Source organism: Vibrio sp. B1FIG11 (genome assembly GCF_905175335.1).
GTDB lineage: Bacteria > Pseudomonadota > Gammaproteobacteria > Enterobacterales > Vibrionaceae > Vibrio > Vibrio campbellii.
In genome coordinates this window covers 968,657-988,075 of the sequence record NZ_HG992752.1, presented here as the reverse complement: position 1 = coordinate 988,075, position 19,419 = coordinate 968,657, and the positions used below count along the sequence as shown (strand labels likewise).

Here is a 19,419-nt window from a genome sequence, read left to right as displayed (position 1 = left end):
TAAGATTTGAGATTACTTTATTTAATGCTTGGCAACCTTTTTAACTTCCTCACGAATTCAAATTACACGCAGCATTAAATTTTCATTAAAAATCAGACAAATAGAATCATAACTAGTTTCATTGGTACATACATTCGTGGCAAAAAGTGTGGATGTCCAACACTTATTCGTGGGAAAAAGTGTAGAGGTACTACACTTATTCACGGGAAAAAGTGTGGTAATGAGAACAAACAATCAAAGTATCCATTAAAAAATATTATCCGAATACAACTCTCAGAAATGAACGATATTCGACCTCTATTAACATAAAAGTATGGCTCTCTAATCATTGTAATAATGAAAAACCAGCAAAGCGCATACCACCAGCCTTATATCGATGCCATTCAACATTCCTCACAAGGCACCCAAAATAATCACCCGTACGCATATACATACCGATCATTACTAAATAAAAAGTAACTTTTTTTACTGTTTTTGTTTGTTTGCTCATATTACAACCAATTAAATCATAACTTATTGTTTTATTTATTAAATGAAAAATAGGCATTAATTAAAATTATAATAATAAAGAAATTAAATTTATTTGCTTTCAATAATAACTCGGTTATATAAACATTTGATATTAACTCAAAACTTAGTAATAAAACTCCACCTAAAAACAATTCCACCGATTAATTTTAGTTATAATATTTCCTTTAAAATCAACAGCTAATAAATTAGTCACACTGGGCGACCTCACTCAAGACTGCTATCAATAAAATACTCAGAGTGAGATTTCATTATGATAAAACTCAAACAACCCATTATCACCAACAGAGAGATAAATAGAATTGAACGCTATCAAACCGATATTAGAATTAATGGTTACAGGCCATACATTACTGTTAAGTCATCTAACAGTGTGGGGATGTGCAATATCATATTCAGTCATAAAACCCAAAGGAGTCATCATTTATTGAGTCTAGGGGAACTGTCGCTCTTTCTACATCTAGAGCACGATAAGAATGTTGTCGAAATATACGAGCAATACCCATTGCCCATTCATGAAACCCTGAACTGTGCAGAGGAACTCGATATATGGCACCCAGCTCGTTACAAAGAAAAAGATCATGCTACTAGGCTTGTTCCAGCAACGACAATGACAACAGACATCGTTGCGGTAATGAAAGACGACAGCTCTAAGGGGTATAAATTGCAACCATACAACTACAAACCCTCTGAGTCACTAAGCAACAAATACGAGTCAACGCATAAAGTTAATCGTACCAAGAAGAAATTTGAGATCGAGTGCCTATATTGGCAAAAGCAGGGCTATACGCTAGTGCAGATGACAGAACAAGACCTAAACCCAGTTCGTACATACAACCTCAAATGGCTGCGTGAGTGCTACCTGTATCCCAATCTTCTAGAAGTACCTGAGATGCTATATAGCTCTTTGTTGCTTACCCTAACTAACAACTTAATAAACAAACCCAAGGACACGTTAAGAAATCAACTTCAATTTGTATCAACGGCACATACTGTTCCATTGGAGCAAATGATGCGCCTATTTCAGTATGCCTGCTATAACTCTGATATTTCTGTGGATTTGAATACGGGAATCGAACTCTACCGCCCATTGACGATGCTAGACGAGGCCACCAATGCGCATTAATCAACGCATCGTTTCTGAACCTGAGAAAATCGACTATTTGATCGTCGATATGTGCTACGACAAGATGCTGGTAGCCGTAACGAATCTGCTAGCATCAGTGCCACTTCGTCCGTTCACTCTGGATTTAAACATTGCCTCATCTAAGGTTCAGAGTAGCACTTGGCGATTGGAAGAGAGGTCAGCCTCAGATTTGCTGTATGCAAGTGACGATGACCTTCTCGCCCATTCACAAACCAGAACAAAATGGATCGACAAACGCAATACAGCGTATGGCGTTATCGCCCCTTTAGTCGAAGACAAAGAGAAACGTTATCAGTATCTATTTGAGGACAGCTCGGGGCTCTTAGAGGAGCTAATCCATTTATCAAAGCGTAGCCGTAAATACGTAGCGGGAGCCCTCAATCGCTACTGGTTTTATGGCTCTCATAAAAATGCACTCCTACCATTGTGGCGAAACTGTGGGAGCAATCCAACGCTCCCTGACAAACCTGAAATGAATAAACAGGGCCATATTACATTAAGTGGTAAATCAGGCCCCAAGACTAAGTATGGTAATCCCTTTAGAGGCATGACTCTGCAAGATCTGGACAACATTAAAAAGTTCAGTAGAAAAATACCTTCAGGATCGAGGGTACGCTTGAGCTATCTCTATGAAGAGTTTTGCCGAACGTACCTGTACCCCAAGGTAAAACCCAAAAACATTGATGCTCACGAGTTAACAATTCCAGCACCTAGACAAGAACTGATATCTCCAGAGGTATTCAAATACCACCTCAAAAAATACGTTGGCCCACTAGTTTTCATCCGAAAAGCCGTGGGTGAAATCGGCTATCAAAAGGACAAAAGCGGCAAGCCAGGCGTAGCCAGACACGGTCTACGTGGCCCAACAGATAGGTACGAAATTGATGCGACTATTGTCGACCAATACATACTGTATCCATATGACAAGAGCGAACAACTAGCGACAGGTCGCCCTGTCATCTATCTCGTAGCAGACACTTGGAGTGGCATGTTTGTTGGCCTCCATGTCTGTTTTCACGGGCCTAATTGGCATGGAGCTTCGCAAGCGCTGTTTAATGCTCTAACTGACAAAGTAGAATTCTGTAAACGATACGGTATCGAAATATCGGAACACGATTGGCCATGTCACCATCCGTGCTCACAGTTAGTAATGGATAGAGGTTCAGAATACACAGACAAAAATATCGAGGGTATTCTCACAGGACAAGTAGGTATTCAACTTGGAGGGTTTACTGCATATCACAGAGGAGATAGCAAAGGCACGGTAGAGCAAGGATTCCGCATTTATCAGCAAACCGCGATTAATTTTGTGCCTGGACAAGTAGTTAAAACTCCACAAAAAGAGGCTCAGCACGCTTCTCGGCATGCAGCCATGAGCTTCGAGGACTTTATGAAACGCCTTATCACGTTGATTTTATACACAAATAACAATCGAGCGCGTGTCAGTAACCATAATTTCGAAATGACTCGTGACGACGTGGGATTAACGCCTAGAGATCTCTATGTGTATGGACTACAGGAAATGGTAATTCCTCGTACTACCGTATCGATTGAACAATTAAGGTTTGCTCTTTTGCCTGAAGCAACTGCGACTGTTCGTGCACAAGGTATCTATTTTAAAGGGCTCTACTACAGCTCAAACGAGGTCGTTCGTTCACAGTGGTTGGATCTCGCCAAAAACACAGGTCGATTCAAAATCCGTGTTCGCTACGATGATAACTCAACTAATCACATATGGTGCAAAAATGAAGAGAACGGTGAAATGTACCAACTAGACCTCACTGATCGCTCAGAAGCTTATAAAAACCAAATCTGGGCCAATGCTCTGCATCAGGTTGAGCTAACTAAACAGAAAATCAGCCTTCATGAAGAGCACTCTTTCTCTAATAAGTTAGATTTACTCAATGATTTCAATGAGATTGATAAAGAAACTATTGCTAAAACTAAGCATCTCAAAAAGTCTCACGCTAAATCGATCCAGCCAGGAATGAAACAGCGCACCAAACTCGTCGCCGCACTAGAGAAACAACAACGTTCTGAGGAAATCAGAGAAGTAATGAGCAATCAAAACACATCCCCACAACCAAAACGCTCATCACAAGACCTAACTGAACCTAATCTTTTTGACGACGGTGAGTAAAATGACAGTACATTATATTCCGCATCCAAACCCTGAATTACGTGGAAACCCTCTGGTTGAAGCTCTGGGCTATCCGCTATCACCACATGAATTCATCAAACTGTGCACCAAAAAACCTATCATAGATTTTGATTTGTCATGTATTCCTGCTGAACATCACCATTACTACCTGCGTTCGGCCATAGACAGTCTAGCAAGTGGTTATGTTGTCCAAGACGTGGCCCCTCGCCTGTATGACACCCTGTTCCGCATGATTGAACGCGGATATATTTATCGAAACCCACTAACGTTTGGGGACTTTAAAAAACTAACGGCTGCAAGCGACATCGACGTTAATCCAACCCAAGAGTTAGCGCTCCAGCAAACTGCCGCCCAAAGCAGCTTTCTGCTGGCAGGTCTCTCAGGCAGAGGGAAAACGGCCATGGTCGATAGCATTCTTTCTACTATTCCCCAAACTATCAAACACACTTGCTATCACGGGCAGGACTTCAGTTACGAGCAAATTGTATGGCTCAAAGTAGACGTACCAACTGCAAAGGGGCAGAGAGCACTACTGTGGCGAATCCTTGAGTCATTAGATTCCATAACAGGAGAGCATTATTACAATTCTCACCTAAAAAGTAACGTCACCACGCTAATGGTAGCCGTTCGAAAATCGCTAATTATTCATGGCGTAGGCCTTATCGTTTTGGATGAAGCTCAGAATCTATCCAAGCCTACTAAAACAGATAAAGTTGGAAACAATGAAAATGCGACTTTGCGATTTATAGAAGAGTTGTTTAACAAGATCGGCGTTCCCCTAATGCTTGTAGGTACTCTTTCCACCCTGAATCTATTCTCACAAGAAATGACCTCGGCTCGCCGCATAGGGAAAAATGGCTCACTAATCCTAGAGCAATGCGACGTTGACAGCTCATTTTGGAAGCGATTCATCAAACAACAAACACCAACGGAGTTATTGCATAACCAGCAAACAGACTTAGATACCCTTACACGCCATATTCATCACCTAAGTGCTGGTATTCCAGCTATAGCATCGAGCCTTATTCGTTCGACTATGTCTTATCTGACCTATCTTGGCCCTGAGAATCAAGATCTGAGCATCGCGGCATTAAATCGAGTATTCAATGAGCAATTTAGTGTAATAAGCGGTGCTCTCAGGGCACTAAAAAAAGGACAGTATTACCAATTTGAAGACTGCGCACCGTTAACCCTGCTCCACGAGAGTGAGGACTATTTCAATTCTGATGTGGTAACAAAAAGTTTAGCTTCAACTAAGCAACGTAAAGTACTCAGCAATAACACTTCTGAACTTACGCACCTAAGTGAAAAGCAGTTGAAAATGCTAGATGACATGTCTCCTGAATCATTGCTGCAAAAGGCCCGAGACAATGAATAACCTTTTAAAGCAGCTTCCGAATGAGCACATACGGAGCGTTCTTTTTCGAATCCATCATCAATCCCCATTTGGAACATTTTCATCAACAGCCCAACGTTTTGGGCTGAGAAGGTTCAAAGTAACGTCCATTACCGATTTACGTAAATTTGATGATGAACTGTGCTCACTCACCTCTGATAGTCCTTTTAACCAATGGCTCAGCCATGGTGGTGGAAACTATATGATGCCATTCATGACAACAGGAGAGACAAACAAGGTTCGCCGTTTCTTTCAGGGAGAAGAGCTCCAGTTTATGAGCATTCATGCACAAACTCTTCATAACAGAGTCTGGCGATACTGTCCCGTCTGTAAAGATAATGACCTCGATATCTATGGCACCTCCTACTACCACCAACCTCATCAGATAGCGGGGGTTTTCCATTGCTATAAACATGGGTGTGAATTAATTAGCTCATGCCTGAAGTGTGGTTACCAACTGTCAGATTTAGACAGAGCACCTGTTCCACCACCAGTATGCCCAGCGTGTAAACATAAGATGCAAAAAGATGAAGGGTACTTTGACGATTTCATGCAAGACATAGAATCTTTTTGCCTGTTGCTCAATCAGCAATTAGCAAAATTTACGTTAAACGACATCCAAAGGAAAAACCTAAATTATATCGGTACTTCAGAGGCGGATATAAACACATTGGCATTCAAATACAGAGTGTCAGCATGGAATCAGGAACTGTGGAATTCTCTAGGTAAAAGCAGGCTACAACGCTATTTCAAAAATACCAAAGAGCTTAAAGGGGTGACCATGTCACCGACACTCAGAACACCCCGATATTTTCTAAAGGACTCCAGCTTCAACTACAGCCCTCCACTGGTATACATCCTAGCTATGCATGCTACTGGTACTTTTCCAGAGTGATATAGCTATGTACTTCAAGGTAATCGAAGGAGAAAGCGTCTTTAGTTTAGCTGCACGGCATCATGTAGTAAGCCCATACAACTCGCTTCGCGAAAAGAACCGAGCCTTGTTTGGTCGCCCAGACATTAAGCTTAACCCGCAACTGCCCTGTTCCCTGAGCATGATCTCTCTGAAAATGAGTATACCCATTCACTACCTCTTGAATCATGGAACCATCTATCCACTAATCTCAGCCACGATACATCATGAGAAAGATAAAAACGCGCTAAGCCACGCAATGCTTTCCAATTGTGGAACGTCTGTAATGGCACTAAGTAGGCTTGTATCCTGTCGACTGAAATTAGGCAACACCCTCAAGTACTGCCCTGAGTGTCTGACTCAAGATGAATCCCAATACGGATGTGGTATCTGGCATACGAACCACCAGCTCGCAGGTGTTATGGTATGCCCCAAACACGCTACATGGTTATTGAATATATCTCTTAATGCTGATGGGCTAAACAAACGAATTGAGCCTCCACCAAGTCAGTTTGTGGGGTTTAAGCCAAGCCCAGAACCACCACCGATCACAGCAACAAAGCTATCTCTCTTCCTTTCAGAACTGAACTCTCTAGCGCAAGACGATAGCACGTTAGCGCTATCAGATCCGCATATGACCTGGTTAGACGAAGGGCACTATCTGACATCAGAAAAACACATTAGGCTTGAAAAACTATCACGCGAGTTTAATCATTATTGGTCAGCGTTATTTAAGCTCGGCGTATTACCAAATCAACTGTCTGACATTTCCTATGTGCGGAATCTGGTAAAGCCAGACAGGAACATGCATTACATCAAGCATGCGTTGCTCGGCATGCTCTTCACAGACTCCCCAAAGGAGTATTACTCAAAACCTGCTGCACTCGATACTACTCCAGCCCCGATTCAAAACAACGCACCGTCAACTGAAGATGCAGATGAAGTCGCTACGCTATTGAAAAAGGAGCTATCGCTTCGTTCTGTCGCCAAGGCGACAGGCCATTCTATGGGCTTTCTGGCAGCCCTAGCGCAACGAAATGGAATAACGGTTAAGCATCGATTCAAACAATTAAGCAATTCGCTGGTCGATAGAATATTAAAGCTAGCATTCCGTGGATTTCATCGACGAGATATTGCGAAATCGTGTGGCGTTAGCGTTGCGACTGTAGAACAGCAAATTAATTCGATGTCAGGATTAGCAGCTTGGAGAAAACGGCTCTGGTTCTGCCAAAAACGCAATCTATGTCGCCAAACCCTTAAGTCAATCATTTCCCAAAAACCAACAATAACTCGCACAGAGATTAAGCGTTCGAGCAGTTGCTACATGTGGCTATTTCGATATGACAAAGATTGGCTGAACCAGCACTTACCAAAACGAGTCTCTCCCACGTTTCACCCATCTATCGTATGGGATCAGGTAGACAAAAGACTCGCTAAACAGATTAGGCAGCAGGTAAAGAGCGCTAGATCCATATCGCATGTCGAGAGACAGGTGGACTCACAACATTCGCTAATGAAAAACAGAAAACGCTTGTCCCTATCGATTAGACAGGCAGAAAAAATAGTCAAGAAATCAAAAAATAAGGAACATTAAGAATGAAGTTTCTCGGTACATTCCAATCAGTTTATGAGATTCACGAGGTTAAACCCAACTTACGTGATATTGCGATATTTGTAACTCTAAATGATGTCAAACTCTACCCGCGCGAACAGTTTGATGAAAATGGAAACATTCACCCTTATCTAGCGCCACGCTTAAATCTCATAAAGGTAATTAAGCGGCATAACGCGGTAAAATGGTTTTTTACCCCCACAACCTACCAAGTATGGGACTATAAAGTGCTCCCCGAGTATAAGGAGCTTATTGATAAGCGACTTAACCATCACTTAAAGGCACTAGAGCTGTTTGAACAAAGCCATAACTATCTAACAGCTAGCCCTGAATCACTGCTCAAACAAAATGACAACGGCAAACTATTCAACATGTTCTGTGATTACATGTGCACATTTAACGAAGTTTCCATTGAGAGCAGAGAGATACCAACTACTGAGTGGGCGGTTTGGTTCGCAGAGGTGTCCCGCATTTATCAACAGACTGAAGAATACAAAGAAAAGCAAAGGCAGCATAAAGCGGCTATCGCTGATTGTAATATCATCAAAGACGATTACGACGAAGAAAATGATGTGTTCTACAATCGACATCACCAAGAGCGCGGGTGAACTAAGAAAAATCGGTTCTGGTGGGGAGATCTTTTACTCCAACAAGTTTAGCATAAGAGTGCTTTGAGACCCTATACGTAACCTCCAGCCCCATGACTTCGTTGGTACCCCAATGTCTGAGTGGGGTTCGCAAATAGTGAGTTTAAGTACAAAACATAGAGGCATTTCAACATAAAAAAACAACTAGTTAATTAATAATTGAATTTATAACCATAAATAAATACTATTCACCGCAATTCATAAGCCAAGAAGGATAGTACATCTTTATGCGTTGCAATGCGGTATTTGAGGGAGGTGGAACAAAAGGTATTGCCCACATTGGAGCTTTAAAAGCCATAGAAGATTATGGTTTAACTATAAACAAAGTCGCTGGGACTTCCGCAGGTGCAATTATATCAACCCTTATTGCATTGGGCTATAAAGCTGATGATTTGTATAACCCTGAAACAGGAGAAGGGAAGCTACCACACAATCTCCTAAGAATCGTATTTCCTAGAAAACGTAATTGCCTCGCACTAATATTTAAAGCAATTTTGCTTTTTCTAATAGCCTACTTAACTGTACTGTCCTTCGTCCCATGGACATTTTTCGCAGCGGTAGCTATAACTTTTGTCGTTTCATTAACATTACTAAATCTCTCAAAAAAGCTTAAGCGCCTCCCACGAATTAAGGTGTTATCTAGGGCCGTTTTATCATCGGTTACGGTAACGTCGGCTGGTATACTTCTTACACCAACCATCATCCCATTTACCTTTTTATTCTGGGGGTTTGGGTTAGTCAATACGAAAGGGATAGAAGCTTGGTTAGAGGATATGATTAAGAGCTCCCCTGCCATAGAGCGAGCTGGTATCACAAATGTAGAAGACGTTACTTTTTCTAAACTATACCACCTGACTAAGTTCGACCTAAAGTTAATATCATCGGATATAGGTACCAGAGAAATAACTGTATTCTCTCATGAGAATGCAATGACGAAAGACCTGCCAATAGTTGATGGAATTATCGCTAGTATATGCATCCCTTTAGTGTTCAAATGCAAGAAAATCACAATAAATGAGCAAGTTTACCAATTTGTAGACGGCGGAATGCTAAGTAATTTTCCTGCTTGGAGCTACCGTAAACATACACTGTTAGATGATTTAAAACATACTATAGGTATTAAGCTATCCCCATCAATAAAAGTTCGCAGAGATGTAGATAACTCAATTTCATACTTTAAAAACCTCGCTGTTACCGCTTTGTGGGGCGCCAGTGCGATCGAGAATATCAGTGTAAAAGGACTCAATCTTGTCCGAATAGATACTGGTAAAGTTGGAACTCTGTCATTTGACATGGACGCTGATAAAGTCAAGAGACTCTATGAGAGCTCTTATCACCAAACTCGACATACATTAATTAACAACTATTCGTTGTTTCCTGAAGGTGATGCAGAATCGTGGTTAGAGGACATAAGTCTATCTTTTATAAAGGCTTATGAATATTTCCTAACTAAAGTCGCCACTAACGAACTTTCAAAAGAAAAGTTGGGAACTATTGAAGAAAGACGAGCTTGTCTAATTGCAACAATAGATCAACAACTTGATATCAGTAAAATCATTTATAATTTCAACATGGATAACGACCTTGATAGACACCTAGAGTTTGATAAACTTGAAGGGGCATCAGGTATCTGCCTCGAAGAAGGGCTTCCAATTATATACTTACCTGAGCATCGCTACATCAAAATCCCGAGCGAAAGGCACCTTAACGCTAGCAAACGAAAAGCTATCGAAATGTGCTCAAATCGTAAAGCACTTGTAAAAGAAGGCTTGAAGGTTATAGTTACAATACCTATATTTAGCATTGATGAGCTATTAGAGAAGGGTGTTATTGAATGCGATGAAAATACTGGAGAAGTTCCATCGCTGCACAATATTGATTTTGAGGAAACAAGAATTCGTGGCATCAAAGCTAGAGCAGTTCTAGCAATTGACTTCAATGATTATTTTTTATACGATGAAGAAAATAAAGAGTTGAATCAGATTTTTGAATCTCATTGGAATGAATACGTACTATCCATGTTTTCTTACATCGCCTCGAAAGCTATCAGCCGTTTATCTGCACAAGTTTCAGTTGAAGAGGAGAAGTTAGCATGACAACACTAGCAACCAAGCAAACTTCAGGATCAGCATACAAAAAAGATCACCACAAGCATCTAAAAAAGATGAGCGTCACATTTGAAGAGGTGTTCTCTTGGTTCGAAGAAGAGCTAAAACATAATCCTAGTATTGAGCGGATAGAAACAAATGATAAAAAAACTGAAAAGAAGTAGCTAACCAGTTTCTACGTCGATATGCCCCTGTAAAACCGAGCCTAGCTCGGTTTTTTGTTACTGACTTTAATAGGTAAACGCAATAGGGGTCGCCTTCTACCTCCCGAACGATATATAAAGCAAACTAGTTGTTTGATAGACTAAGACAAGAGTCCATTATCAAGCTCTTTTACTGCGCTTATAGCTGTGTAAATTTCTGAATTCAACAACTCATCCCAGATATCCAAACAAGTACTGATTGCCTCATCGTCTTCATCTTCTGATGCTTCGTCATAAAGACGTTGCAACACGCTCAGGAGAGAAGATTCGCGGATGTGCATGTGTCGATGCTTAAAAAGCTCATCATGCTTATCCACTTCAACGATGTTTTTGACTAGTGCTAACAAAGAATCACTCATGTCGACAAGCATTCCTGGAAAACTTTCCAACTTCCTAAATAAATCGTAGATACAGTACCTTGCAGCTTTCGACTTAACAAACTCATTAAACAAAACCGTCGAATTATGCTTTTCCCAGTAGCTATCATATTGAACGCATCTACCCACCTGTTGCAAAATATCTCTGTCCTCATCGTTTAACAACATTATGTATGATGACTCAATTTTGCCAATTCGATCATGGTACTTATCCTCTCTTAAGAATTGGGAAAGTACTGAAGCACAGCCACTCCTCAACTCTTTACCTCCTTTAAGAACAAGTGCTAACTCTTTTTCAAATAAGTCATTGAAAAACCATCGAGCATAGATCTGTCTAGCTGCTTCTTTCCTAATATCTGCATACTGAGAGTTAAGCATACGAAGAACAAGCTCTATGTATTCATTAACATAGTCACTCTCGAAGCCTTGATTGAAAAAGTGGTTTGCACCATACCCCCCACTTATTCGAACATCATCAGTACATAATTCAATAAACTTACTATGAGCAAACGAAGTATCGTAATTTAGATAGGGCATAAGTAATTCTAAAGCCGCCATCTTAACCGCTGGGTGCTCATCAACAATCGCTTGATGAACCACATCTCTATTTTGGTTTGCAAGCAGTTCGTTTTTGGAAAAAATCCTAGCTATCGCTATGTACGCTTGCCCACGTACGCAATTGATTGAGTTATCCCTCAGAGATTTTGCTGATGCAACCTCGACTGAACGACCTTTTTCAGGATTCCAAACATTTAGTTTGTTTAATTTAGGGTCTTTGGCATAACGAGCAGAATTGGACAATAAGTGAAAAGCTTTAGTTTCCAAAGATAACGACTTACTATCGAGCAATCTAACTAAAGCACGTTCACTCTCACTATGAGGGAAATGTTCAATCACTCTCTCTAACAAGAAATCACTACAGGGAGACCAGCCATCTTTGTAATCTTCATGAGCTTTCTCTTTACTACAATCAGCTAAACCTCGAAAAAACGCGCTGATATATCGAGTGTCTATATCTTTTGGTAGTGACAAAGCAAAATTAGCGAATCTATCTGGCTCATTACAAACAGCACCTTCTAAAGTCCGAGAGAACTGTTCTATCGTCGACTCAGAAATTACTTCTTTACCTACTTGCTTCCAATTTCTACCAACAGACTGCTGTTCAGGTGTTAGAATTAGCTTCGACCAAGACCCATTAGACAATTTGTTTCCAATAGGCAAAGGTGAAGTAACCACACCTCCAGTAATCTCATACCTTGAACAAAAATCAAAAGTTGAATAATTGACAAACTTTCTATTGAGCACCTTAATCAACTGTTCTGTGGCAGTAGAGATTCGATTTTCATCAAGTTTAGGTAACAAAAAATATTGTGCACTGCCCCAATAGCTATAGCTTGAGCCTCTTCGTCTTGTCTCCAATATCCACTTGATTTGTTCTATCTCCATTTCACTTTTAAAGTGAATAATAGACTCTTCAAGTCTTGAAAAATGTTCGTCAGAACAGGACGTTGAAAACTTAGAGACTAGCTTACCAGGCAATAGCCAAACTGGCTCAAGGTATGTGTTGCCGCACGATAAGTGCGACTTCGGACTACTCAGTATCCAATCAATTACTATGTCGGAGTATGCTTTAGACAGATTCAGCAACAACCTAGCGACCAAATGTACAGTGACAGGGTTTCCTGTAGTAAGATACGGCTTAACTAGTTCGTATAATGTTTCAGAATCCGCTTCTAGGTTTTCTCCCGCCTCTTCTATCAGCTTAAAAATACCAGATGTAATGTTATTATCTGGCTCATAATCATCAGCTTGATCCTTATGAAGCCATATGAAAACCTCTTTGTAACCATCTTGTGATTCCGCTATATCAGTTATCTTCCGAAGTAAACGACCTATAACCTCTTCTGGAATATGTTCCGCGATAGCCAAAATATCTTCTAAATCTGCTGGAGACCAATTGTCACTTTGCGTCAGCTTTTGATGTTCTCTAATTTCTTCTGAATAATTGGATTTACAGATGACATCTTTGTAATGATCCAAGAGAACCTCAACTAATGACAAAGCACGTTTAGGGTCTTTCCTAGACAGAGTGCGCCAATCTATATAATTTGCTGAACAGTTTTTTTGAAGAAGTTCTACTCTTAACTCGAACATATCGTCAGAATCATCTTCAATGTTCCAACATAGACTGCGGTAGACTCCTTGATTCCAATTATCTGATACATCAACATATGGGCGTAGCGTTGCTAGCACTAAGTCTGGTTTAAGCTCTGAAATGGAACTCAGTAGGTTAATGGAAGCATCAACTAACTTTTCATCAGAACTATTCAGCCAACTCCCCAAAATTCGGCTCTCAATAAGGTATTCAATTATCTCTGGATTTTTGAAGCAACTCGTCGAGATAAACTTCCGATTTAACTCAGGATCTTTAGCTAACTTATCGATTAGCTTTCTAGCGGGAGCTTTAACGACTTTTAAGTCTTTTAGCGAGTTCAGAGCCAGGAATTTCAGGTGAAAGCGAACCTTCTCGTTAAGTAAAACGGCTTCAATACTAGAGCAGTAGTTTTTTTTGGTTAGCGTCTAACAACATATTCAACGCGTACCTGAGGTGCTCCCTCTTATTTAGAGTTTGGTTGTCAAACCCTCCAAGCTCAGATAACAGCTTTTCTGAAGATTCACTCCCTGCTCGATATAGCTTTGAACCGACTTGATAATCATATAGTGCCTGGTGTCTAAAACTTATGCGTTGCTCCTGCTTAGTTAACACTCCTACTGACAGTAAGACTTCTAAGGCCCATCGTGAACCAATAGGAAGAGAGGTTAAGGGTACAGACAAAGAGCCCTGTTTCATCATTACGCCCACTAGCTTATCAATAAGCTGTTCAGCTTCTTCCACTGATAAATGATGGGCATTTATTTGACTTAATCGATCGTCCCAAAAATTCTTAACCAGCTCTAATTTGTTATTAAAACTAGGGGCGGTCTGTGTTCGATGTGCAATAGTTAGGTATATCCCAAGCCATAACGGTATCTTAAGAATCTCTTTCTTGACAGAAGGAAGCAGCGAGTACTTCTCAAATGGCGATACAAGCGCATCTACTTTTTCTTCATCTAATAAAGATAAGGTAACTTCATGTAGTGATTCCGAAATATTATCTAGCCAACTTGATAAGGCGATATCTTCATTTAGCTCGAAATCCCTCGAAGCCAAGACGATTGATATGTCAGCCCCCTCTTTACGTAGAGCAATTGTTTGCCTAACTAACTCCTGGCATATGTGCAAAGCTACATTCGAGTGGGCTCCAGTCCATCGGATAGCATCAAGTTGATCTAATATAATCACTACTTTGCTATGGTTTGATAACGCACTTAAACTGAAAGGTGGCGAGTAAGGGAAACCCAACGCTCTCCCATATGCATCTAGGTTACTTTCTGGATTACGTCGATCAAGCCTCACTGGCACGCTGATTGCCCCTATCTCACGAAGATAATTATGAAGTTCGAGGAGTAATGAACTTTTACCAACTCCAGCTTCTGCTCTGAGTAGAGTCACGGGGTTTTCTACTAACGATTCGATGATGTAGTCCAACTCCTTCCGATTAATAAGCTGATTGCATATTAAGAATGGCTGAATTGATTCATCAAACTCTTTGGATAGGTTCTCAATAACTGAAAGTATTCGTTCATCTTCGGGAATCCCCCTAGCAACAAATCCAGCTTTTTTCAGATCATGTAGTAGATGATTCGCAGTAATCTTATTGCGTAGCTTATTGTATTCGACTGGATAATATTTAAGGAACTGGACTAACTTGGTACTGCTACCACTGAACAAAGAAGAAGCCCTATCTTCTAATTCGCTCAGGTTATGCTTATTCAGATCATAACGGATAATCTTAAAACGCTGCAAAAACAGCATAGCTTTGCCAACATCTTCTTCTGATTCAACACATAAGCCAAGGTATTCACATACTGAGCTGAAGCACTTTTCCCGTTCTTTGCTTTGTTTTACTTGATATTCGAGGAAGTCAAACGGCATTGTATTGCTGTTCAACGCACTTTCACATAAATCGCTAATTATCCGACTCGAAAGTGGTGAAACCAAGTGAAACTCTGTAGCACCTCTATCTATTTGGAAACTAGCATTTTTTAAAATGTTGGTGCTGTGGAGTTTAGATAAATGCCAGTACTCGCTATTGCCAGAGCTTGCTTTGCATTGATGGTGTTCGTATGAGCCATCATTATTGCCTATTACCAAGTCAACTCCGACTTCATCATCCCCAATAGGCTCTACAGTCACATAACTTATCTTTTCTTGTAACAGCCGTAATAACTGATACGCAATCCAGTTAGCCTCGTACCTGTTACCAAGCTTTTCTGCATACCCACCTGCTTCTAATGCCATATCGTCCGTTCTCAATATAAGCTTATACATCAATAAGATACGGCGTAACTCTACTTTTTACAATTGTTCTTCTATTCTCTTTGACAATAACGAGACAGATTACGATTTAATTCGCTTGTTTAGTAAGAATTGGCAGTTCGTAAAATGCGGTTCGCAAAGTACGGTTCGGGTTTTACGAACTGAGTAATTACTCTAAAGAGAGGGTTTTATGAAGAGAGAGTTTCCAACTTAGTTAACCAAACTTGCTGCCTTCATTAGCTTTGAAGCACTGGAGTTTCCAACTCGGTTATCGTTAAAGAGTATTCCAGCTCGTTGATTTAGAAAGCTGGCAAGTTTCCATCTTAGTTATCTGTGATCAGTAGAATCTAAATAGACAAAGGCGAACCAGTTGGTTCGCCTTTTTGTTTTGGCACAAGACTTTTAAAACTTGTTTATGGACAATTCCGTTTTAGCAAGATTGCTACTTTAACAAAGCTTGAATTAGTAAAAGTATCGATAAATTCGTTATGTGATTGTCCAGCATCACTTGATCAGATCAGCAGCACGTATAGCAAAAATACTACACGTTGCGGATCACTTCTAAACAGATTATTAGCAGACAGCCTATAACGCGAGTTTAAACCCTTCATGTGTTGCTTTGAATCCAAGCTTTTCATAGAACCTGATTGCATCAGGACGCTGCTTGTCACTTGTTAACTGAACGATTGTACAGCCTTTGCTTTTTGCCAGTTCGATAGCATGTGCGAACATTTGCTCACCGAAGCCTTGTCCACGGTAGTCACTATGGATTCGAACACCTTCGATAAGACAACGCCAACTACCAATATGTGTCAGGTAGGGAATAAAAGTAATTTGAAGCATCCCGACTAGAGAGTTTTCCTGTTCAACAACCAGTAATTCGTTGTTTGGGTCTCGTGTAATCGCTTCAAACGCTTCAATATACGCACTATTCAGCGGAACAGACGCGTCTTCTCTTTTACTACCAAGCGGATCATTTGAAAGCAAAGCAACAAGACTTTCCAAATCTTCAAAATCAGCTGAACGATACTTTAATTCCATCTATAGTTCCTTATTACTTTTGACTGCTAACGCCCGCTTAACTTGCTGCCAACTGTACCACACTCAAACGGGCCACCGTAAACACTGAACTCAACCCAAACCAAAAATGCCAAGCGTGGAGAATCACTCTTAAATGCTTTGTTATATTAAAGCAGTTACCTAACTAAACTAGCCCAATTAAACAATAAGTTGCATTTTAAATGAGAACTGGCTCTAGGCTATCGCATAACTATTGTGGTTTTGTTCTTCTAACAATGATTAGAAACTAACATACACATAAAAAATAGGTGACCATGAGTTTAAAATAACGTTTTCAATCAAAAAACGTCAGCTTATTGTAGAAAAAATTATACTTGGTGCTAGCAGCGAAAAAGTCATTATGCAGGCAACATCTGGTGGTTGGGATAGTTACAAGCATCTACCTAAAGGTAACTGGGTAATTACAGAGAACCCAAGCGGTTTCGGATCTTATTTTGGTCTATTTTTAGTTGATAATAATATAAACGATCAGTTTTTACATGATGGCAAGTGGCGTGATGGTATACAGTTTGGCTACCATGACGATACAGGGAGTCATGGTTGTATTATGACAAAGCCTTCGCCTGGTCAATCATACATAGACGGTAAACATGTGTGGGCTAAGATCCAGAAAATGATCAGAACTGAGAGTTCCAAAAAGCTACTTACATACACAAACAATCAGAATCCCAACAAATCTGATAGCACTCAGTATAAACTGACAAGCTATGGTTTTTTGGTAGTAACCGATTGACCTAAGGAAAGACAAATGCAAAGGCTATTTATTGCGATCTTACTCATTTTATTATCATCTACGTCCTTAAGTAGCCCATTACATAACAATGGTATAAGTTTCAATAATATAGAATATTGGGGTGAATACTCATTCGAAAAGTTTGGTACTAGTGAAGTAAATTACGAATGGGTGTTTAATAAAAGTTCATCGACTCTAATAATAATAAAATCGGAGTGTAAGTCATGTAAGCCATTTGACGAATCTAACGTAGCTGAGATAAATACAATAGATGATTTTAATGTGAGTGCGCTTCTTATAAATCACAAGTATGGAAATGGGATCTACCAAATTCACGAACACAACAAAAAATATAAAATTTTTAATATTCAAAATATTTCACAAGGGTATTATTACAAATTCCAGCTCGGCATACCAAATAATACCAATCAGGCTGTACTTTTTGAACAGAGCATAGAATTCTTGAGAACAATAAACAGTTTTACAATTTTTTAAAATGCTCTCTTTAATATAACGCCCTATTAAGGTGTGAGCAACTCAATACCGAAGCTCCTGCATACCACCTTAAACACCAAACGCAACGCATCCGAACGGCTTTTGCTGCTTACGTGGTGCAGAATATTCCTATGGGTTTTGCAGCAGACTTTTATAAGTCTTTTATGACCCAAATCCCCTTAATCAACTTTGTGGTCATTGCGATCCCATCTGTGATCGGCTCTTTTGCGATTGGCTATCTTATCTGCAAAACGCCCGTACTCAAGCGTATCTTCTAATAAAGCCTATATATGTGTCTTTGTCATCCCTGCGACAAAGGCACATCCAGTCGCAAGTAATCTTTGAGTTATAAATTAAGCAAAGTGCTCTCGTGCCCTAACCCCATTTACGGCCTAAATTGAGTTTAAAAACTGATAATCCATAAACCTCAGTTATGGATTATACTAAATTACGTTTATATATCATTCCAATAAAAAATAATAGAATACACACAACCTAAAGCAATGACACATTTACAAGCTCGTCATCTATGAAAATTTCCTAAAACTTTGTGACGGTATGATTAATAAATAGAATGTTTCTCTTTGCATGACATTTCACTCACTTCAAATAAGGTTTCACATGAAAAATTTATGCATCTCTGTACTCGTTTCTTCAATATTAATGGGCTGTGGCGGTAGTGATGGTAATAACGGTGGTGGAAGTCCCGATAAAGTTTCCCCACTTGACCTGGGAAATTTAACAACTGATGTTAAAAAGCAATACGCACAAGTTAACTACGATACTTTTTTAGTTATCACCGAAAGTGCTTTAGATTGTGCAAAACAAATTCAAGTTGGCGAAATCGATAATTCTTGTGAAGTTATCGACAAAGGCAATCATAACGAGGGTTTGACTATTGCAGATATATCAGGGACTTTATCTGTTAAAAAACAGAGTGATAGCATTAAGATTAGCACAGTTAAAGACATACAGTTTTATGCTCCTTTCATTAATCAGAACAAAAACACTTTTAAGTTGAATAAAAAAATATTGCTAACGCACAAAAAGAAACAAATTTCATTAAACTACCAGAATCAAATGAACAAGAAGTAAATACTCAAGAGGTCAAATCCTACCAAGTGTACTTAGGTGGTACTTTCATCTTCTCAAATGACGATGGCATGAAAACTCTCGACGCTTTTAATCATGAGTTCTATGGCTTGATTTATAGCCATAATACCAATACAGATGAGAGTCATTTTATCAGCAGCATAAGTAGAATGGTTGGTAAAAATAATGCTATGGTCGACTGGAGTACAGATAAAAACGGCATCATTAATCCAATTTAGCTAGGAGGCGAAAAGCCGAACTTAATAGCTAAGGCTTGGCTTCCCTTCAAAATCAACCAAATCTTGGAAGTACTGGCCAACAGTAAACCGCGTGGATAACGTATACGGCGACCGTAACCTAATCTGCTCATGCCCAAGCATCGATAACTACGAAGATTAATTTTTGTAGAATCTAAATAAACAAAGGCGAACCAATTGGTTCGCCTTTTTGTTTTTGGGTAAGATTTTTGTAACTCAATTTTGGACAAAACCCTGTTAGACCTTTTGC

The 19,419-nt window shown here is 39.8% G+C and carries 14 protein-coding genes; 10 read left to right on the top strand and 4 right to left on the bottom strand.

Features of this window, described 5'->3' with window-relative positions:
* Positions 1 to 325: 325 nt before the first annotated feature.
* On the bottom strand, positions 326 to 490 hold the full coding sequence (locus KHO06_RS21295) for a hypothetical protein (protein WP_212583358.1): 165 nt from the start codon (positions 488 to 490) through the stop codon (positions 326 to 328).
* 465 nt (positions 491 to 955) lie between these two features.
* Between KHO06_RS21295 and KHO06_RS21290 the strand changes: the two genes are divergently transcribed.
* The 8 genes from KHO06_RS21290 (at position 956) to KHO06_RS21255 (ending at position 10,676) form a co-directional block, all read left to right on the top strand.
* Complete coding sequence (locus tag KHO06_RS21290) at positions 956 to 1,654, top strand: TnsA endonuclease N-terminal domain-containing protein (RefSeq protein WP_230682277.1); 699 nt, start codon at positions 956 to 958, stop codon at positions 1,652 to 1,654.
* Positions 1,644 to 3,815 (top strand): Mu transposase C-terminal domain-containing protein, encoded by a 2,172-nt coding sequence (locus tag KHO06_RS21285; protein WP_212583357.1) that lies wholly within the window; start codon positions 1,644 to 1,646, stop codon positions 3,813 to 3,815. The genes KHO06_RS21290 and KHO06_RS21285 overlap by 11 nt, the downstream gene beginning before the upstream one ends.
* Position 3,816: 1 nt before the next feature.
* Positions 3,817 to 5,214, top strand: coding sequence for an ATP-binding protein (locus tag KHO06_RS21280; RefSeq protein ID WP_212583356.1), 1,398 nt, complete (start codon positions 3,817 to 3,819; stop codon positions 5,212 to 5,214).
* Positions 5,207 to 6,127 carry a TniQ family protein gene (locus KHO06_RS21275; RefSeq protein WP_128784479.1) on the top strand — a complete coding sequence of 307 codons (921 nt, stop codon included), beginning with the start codon at positions 5,207 to 5,209 and terminating at the stop codon, positions 6,125 to 6,127. Before KHO06_RS21280 ends, KHO06_RS21275 begins: the two co-directional genes overlap by 8 nt.
* Before the next feature lie 7 nt (positions 6,128 to 6,134).
* On the top strand, positions 6,135 to 7,739 hold the full coding sequence (locus KHO06_RS21270; protein WP_212583354.1) for a TnsD family Tn7-like transposition protein: 1,605 nt from the start codon (positions 6,135 to 6,137) through the stop codon (positions 7,737 to 7,739).
* Between the two features lie 2 nt (positions 7,740 to 7,741).
* Positions 7,742 to 8,365 (top strand): hypothetical protein, encoded by a 624-nt coding sequence (locus KHO06_RS21265; protein ID WP_212583352.1) that lies wholly within the window; start codon positions 7,742 to 7,744, stop codon positions 8,363 to 8,365.
* Between the two features lie 266 nt (positions 8,366 to 8,631).
* Complete coding sequence (locus KHO06_RS21260; RefSeq protein ID WP_212583351.1) at positions 8,632 to 10,500, top strand: patatin-like phospholipase family protein; 1,869 nt, start codon at positions 8,632 to 8,634, stop codon at positions 10,498 to 10,500.
* Entirely contained in the window at positions 10,497 to 10,676 is a 180-nt protein-coding gene (locus tag KHO06_RS21255; RefSeq protein ID WP_212583350.1) for a hypothetical protein, read from the top strand. Before KHO06_RS21260 ends, KHO06_RS21255 begins: the two co-directional genes overlap by 4 nt.
* Positions 10,677 to 10,816: 140 nt before the next feature.
* Here the strand turns inward: KHO06_RS21255 and KHO06_RS26640 are convergent, their stop codons facing one another.
* The 3 genes from KHO06_RS26640 to KHO06_RS21245 form a co-directional block, all read right to left on the bottom strand.
* Positions 10,817 to 13,435 carry a hypothetical protein gene (locus tag KHO06_RS26640; RefSeq protein WP_244858459.1) on the bottom strand — a complete coding sequence of 873 codons (2,619 nt, stop codon included), beginning with the start codon at positions 13,433 to 13,435 and terminating at the stop codon, positions 10,817 to 10,819.
* A gap of 208 nt (positions 13,436 to 13,643) precedes the next feature.
* Positions 13,644 to 15,494, bottom strand: a complete 1,851-nt coding sequence (locus tag KHO06_RS26635; protein ID WP_244858458.1) for an ATP-binding protein — start codon at positions 15,492 to 15,494, stop codon at positions 13,644 to 13,646.
* A 603-nt stretch (positions 15,495 to 16,097) separates the two neighbouring features.
* The gene (locus KHO06_RS21245) at positions 16,098 to 16,553 is read right to left on the bottom strand and encodes a GNAT family N-acetyltransferase (protein ID WP_081233268.1); all 456 of its coding nucleotides are present in this window, start codon (positions 16,551 to 16,553) and stop codon (positions 16,098 to 16,100) included.
* 379 nt (positions 16,554 to 16,932) lie between these two features.
* Between KHO06_RS21245 and KHO06_RS26630 the strand changes: the two genes are divergently transcribed.
* Both KHO06_RS26630 and KHO06_RS21230 read left to right on the top strand, forming a co-directional pair.
* Positions 16,933 to 17,325, top strand: coding sequence for a hypothetical protein (locus KHO06_RS26630; RefSeq protein WP_244858457.1), 393 nt, complete (start codon positions 16,933 to 16,935; stop codon positions 17,323 to 17,325).
* A gap of 1,116 nt (positions 17,326 to 18,441) precedes the next feature.
* Positions 18,442 to 18,915, top strand: a complete 474-nt coding sequence (locus KHO06_RS21230; RefSeq protein ID WP_244858456.1) for a hypothetical protein — start codon at positions 18,442 to 18,444, stop codon at positions 18,913 to 18,915.
* The last annotated feature ends 504 nt before the right edge of the window (positions 18,916 to 19,419 follow it).

Bases quoted from the DNA above. Each gene is read 5' to 3' on its own strand.
- KHO06_RS21295 (WP_212583358.1), bottom strand. From the start codon at position 490: ATGAGCAAACAAACAAAAACAGTAAAAAAAGTTACTTTTTATTTAGTA.
- KHO06_RS21285 (WP_212583357.1), top strand. From the start codon at position 1,644: ATGCGCATTAATCAACGCATCGTTTCTGAACCTGAGAAAATCGACTAT.
- KHO06_RS21280 (WP_212583356.1), top strand. From the start codon at position 3,817: ATGACAGTACATTATATTCCGCATCCAAACCCTGAATTACGTGGAAAC.
- KHO06_RS21275 (WP_128784479.1), top strand. From the start codon at position 5,207: ATGAATAACCTTTTAAAGCAGCTTCCGAATGAGCACATACGGAGCGTT.
- KHO06_RS21270 (WP_212583354.1), top strand. From the start codon at position 6,135: ATGTACTTCAAGGTAATCGAAGGAGAAAGCGTCTTTAGTTTAGCTGCA.
- KHO06_RS21265 (WP_212583352.1), top strand. From the start codon at position 7,742: ATGAAGTTTCTCGGTACATTCCAATCAGTTTATGAGATTCACGAGGTT.
- KHO06_RS21260 (WP_212583351.1), top strand. From the start codon at position 8,632: ATGCGTTGCAATGCGGTATTTGAGGGAGGTGGAACAAAAGGTATTGCC.
- KHO06_RS21255 (WP_212583350.1), top strand. From the start codon at position 10,497: ATGACAACACTAGCAACCAAGCAAACTTCAGGATCAGCATACAAAAAA.
- KHO06_RS26635 (WP_244858458.1), bottom strand. From the start codon at position 15,494: ATGGCATTAGAAGCAGGTGGGTATGCAGAAAAGCTTGGTAACAGGTAC.
- KHO06_RS21245 (WP_081233268.1), bottom strand. From the start codon at position 16,553: ATGGAATTAAAGTATCGTTCAGCTGATTTTGAAGATTTGGAAAGTCTT.
- KHO06_RS26630 (WP_244858457.1), top strand. From the start codon at position 16,933: ATGCAGGCAACATCTGGTGGTTGGGATAGTTACAAGCATCTACCTAAA.
- KHO06_RS21230 (WP_244858456.1), top strand. From the start codon at position 18,442: ATGAAAAATTTATGCATCTCTGTACTCGTTTCTTCAATATTAATGGGC.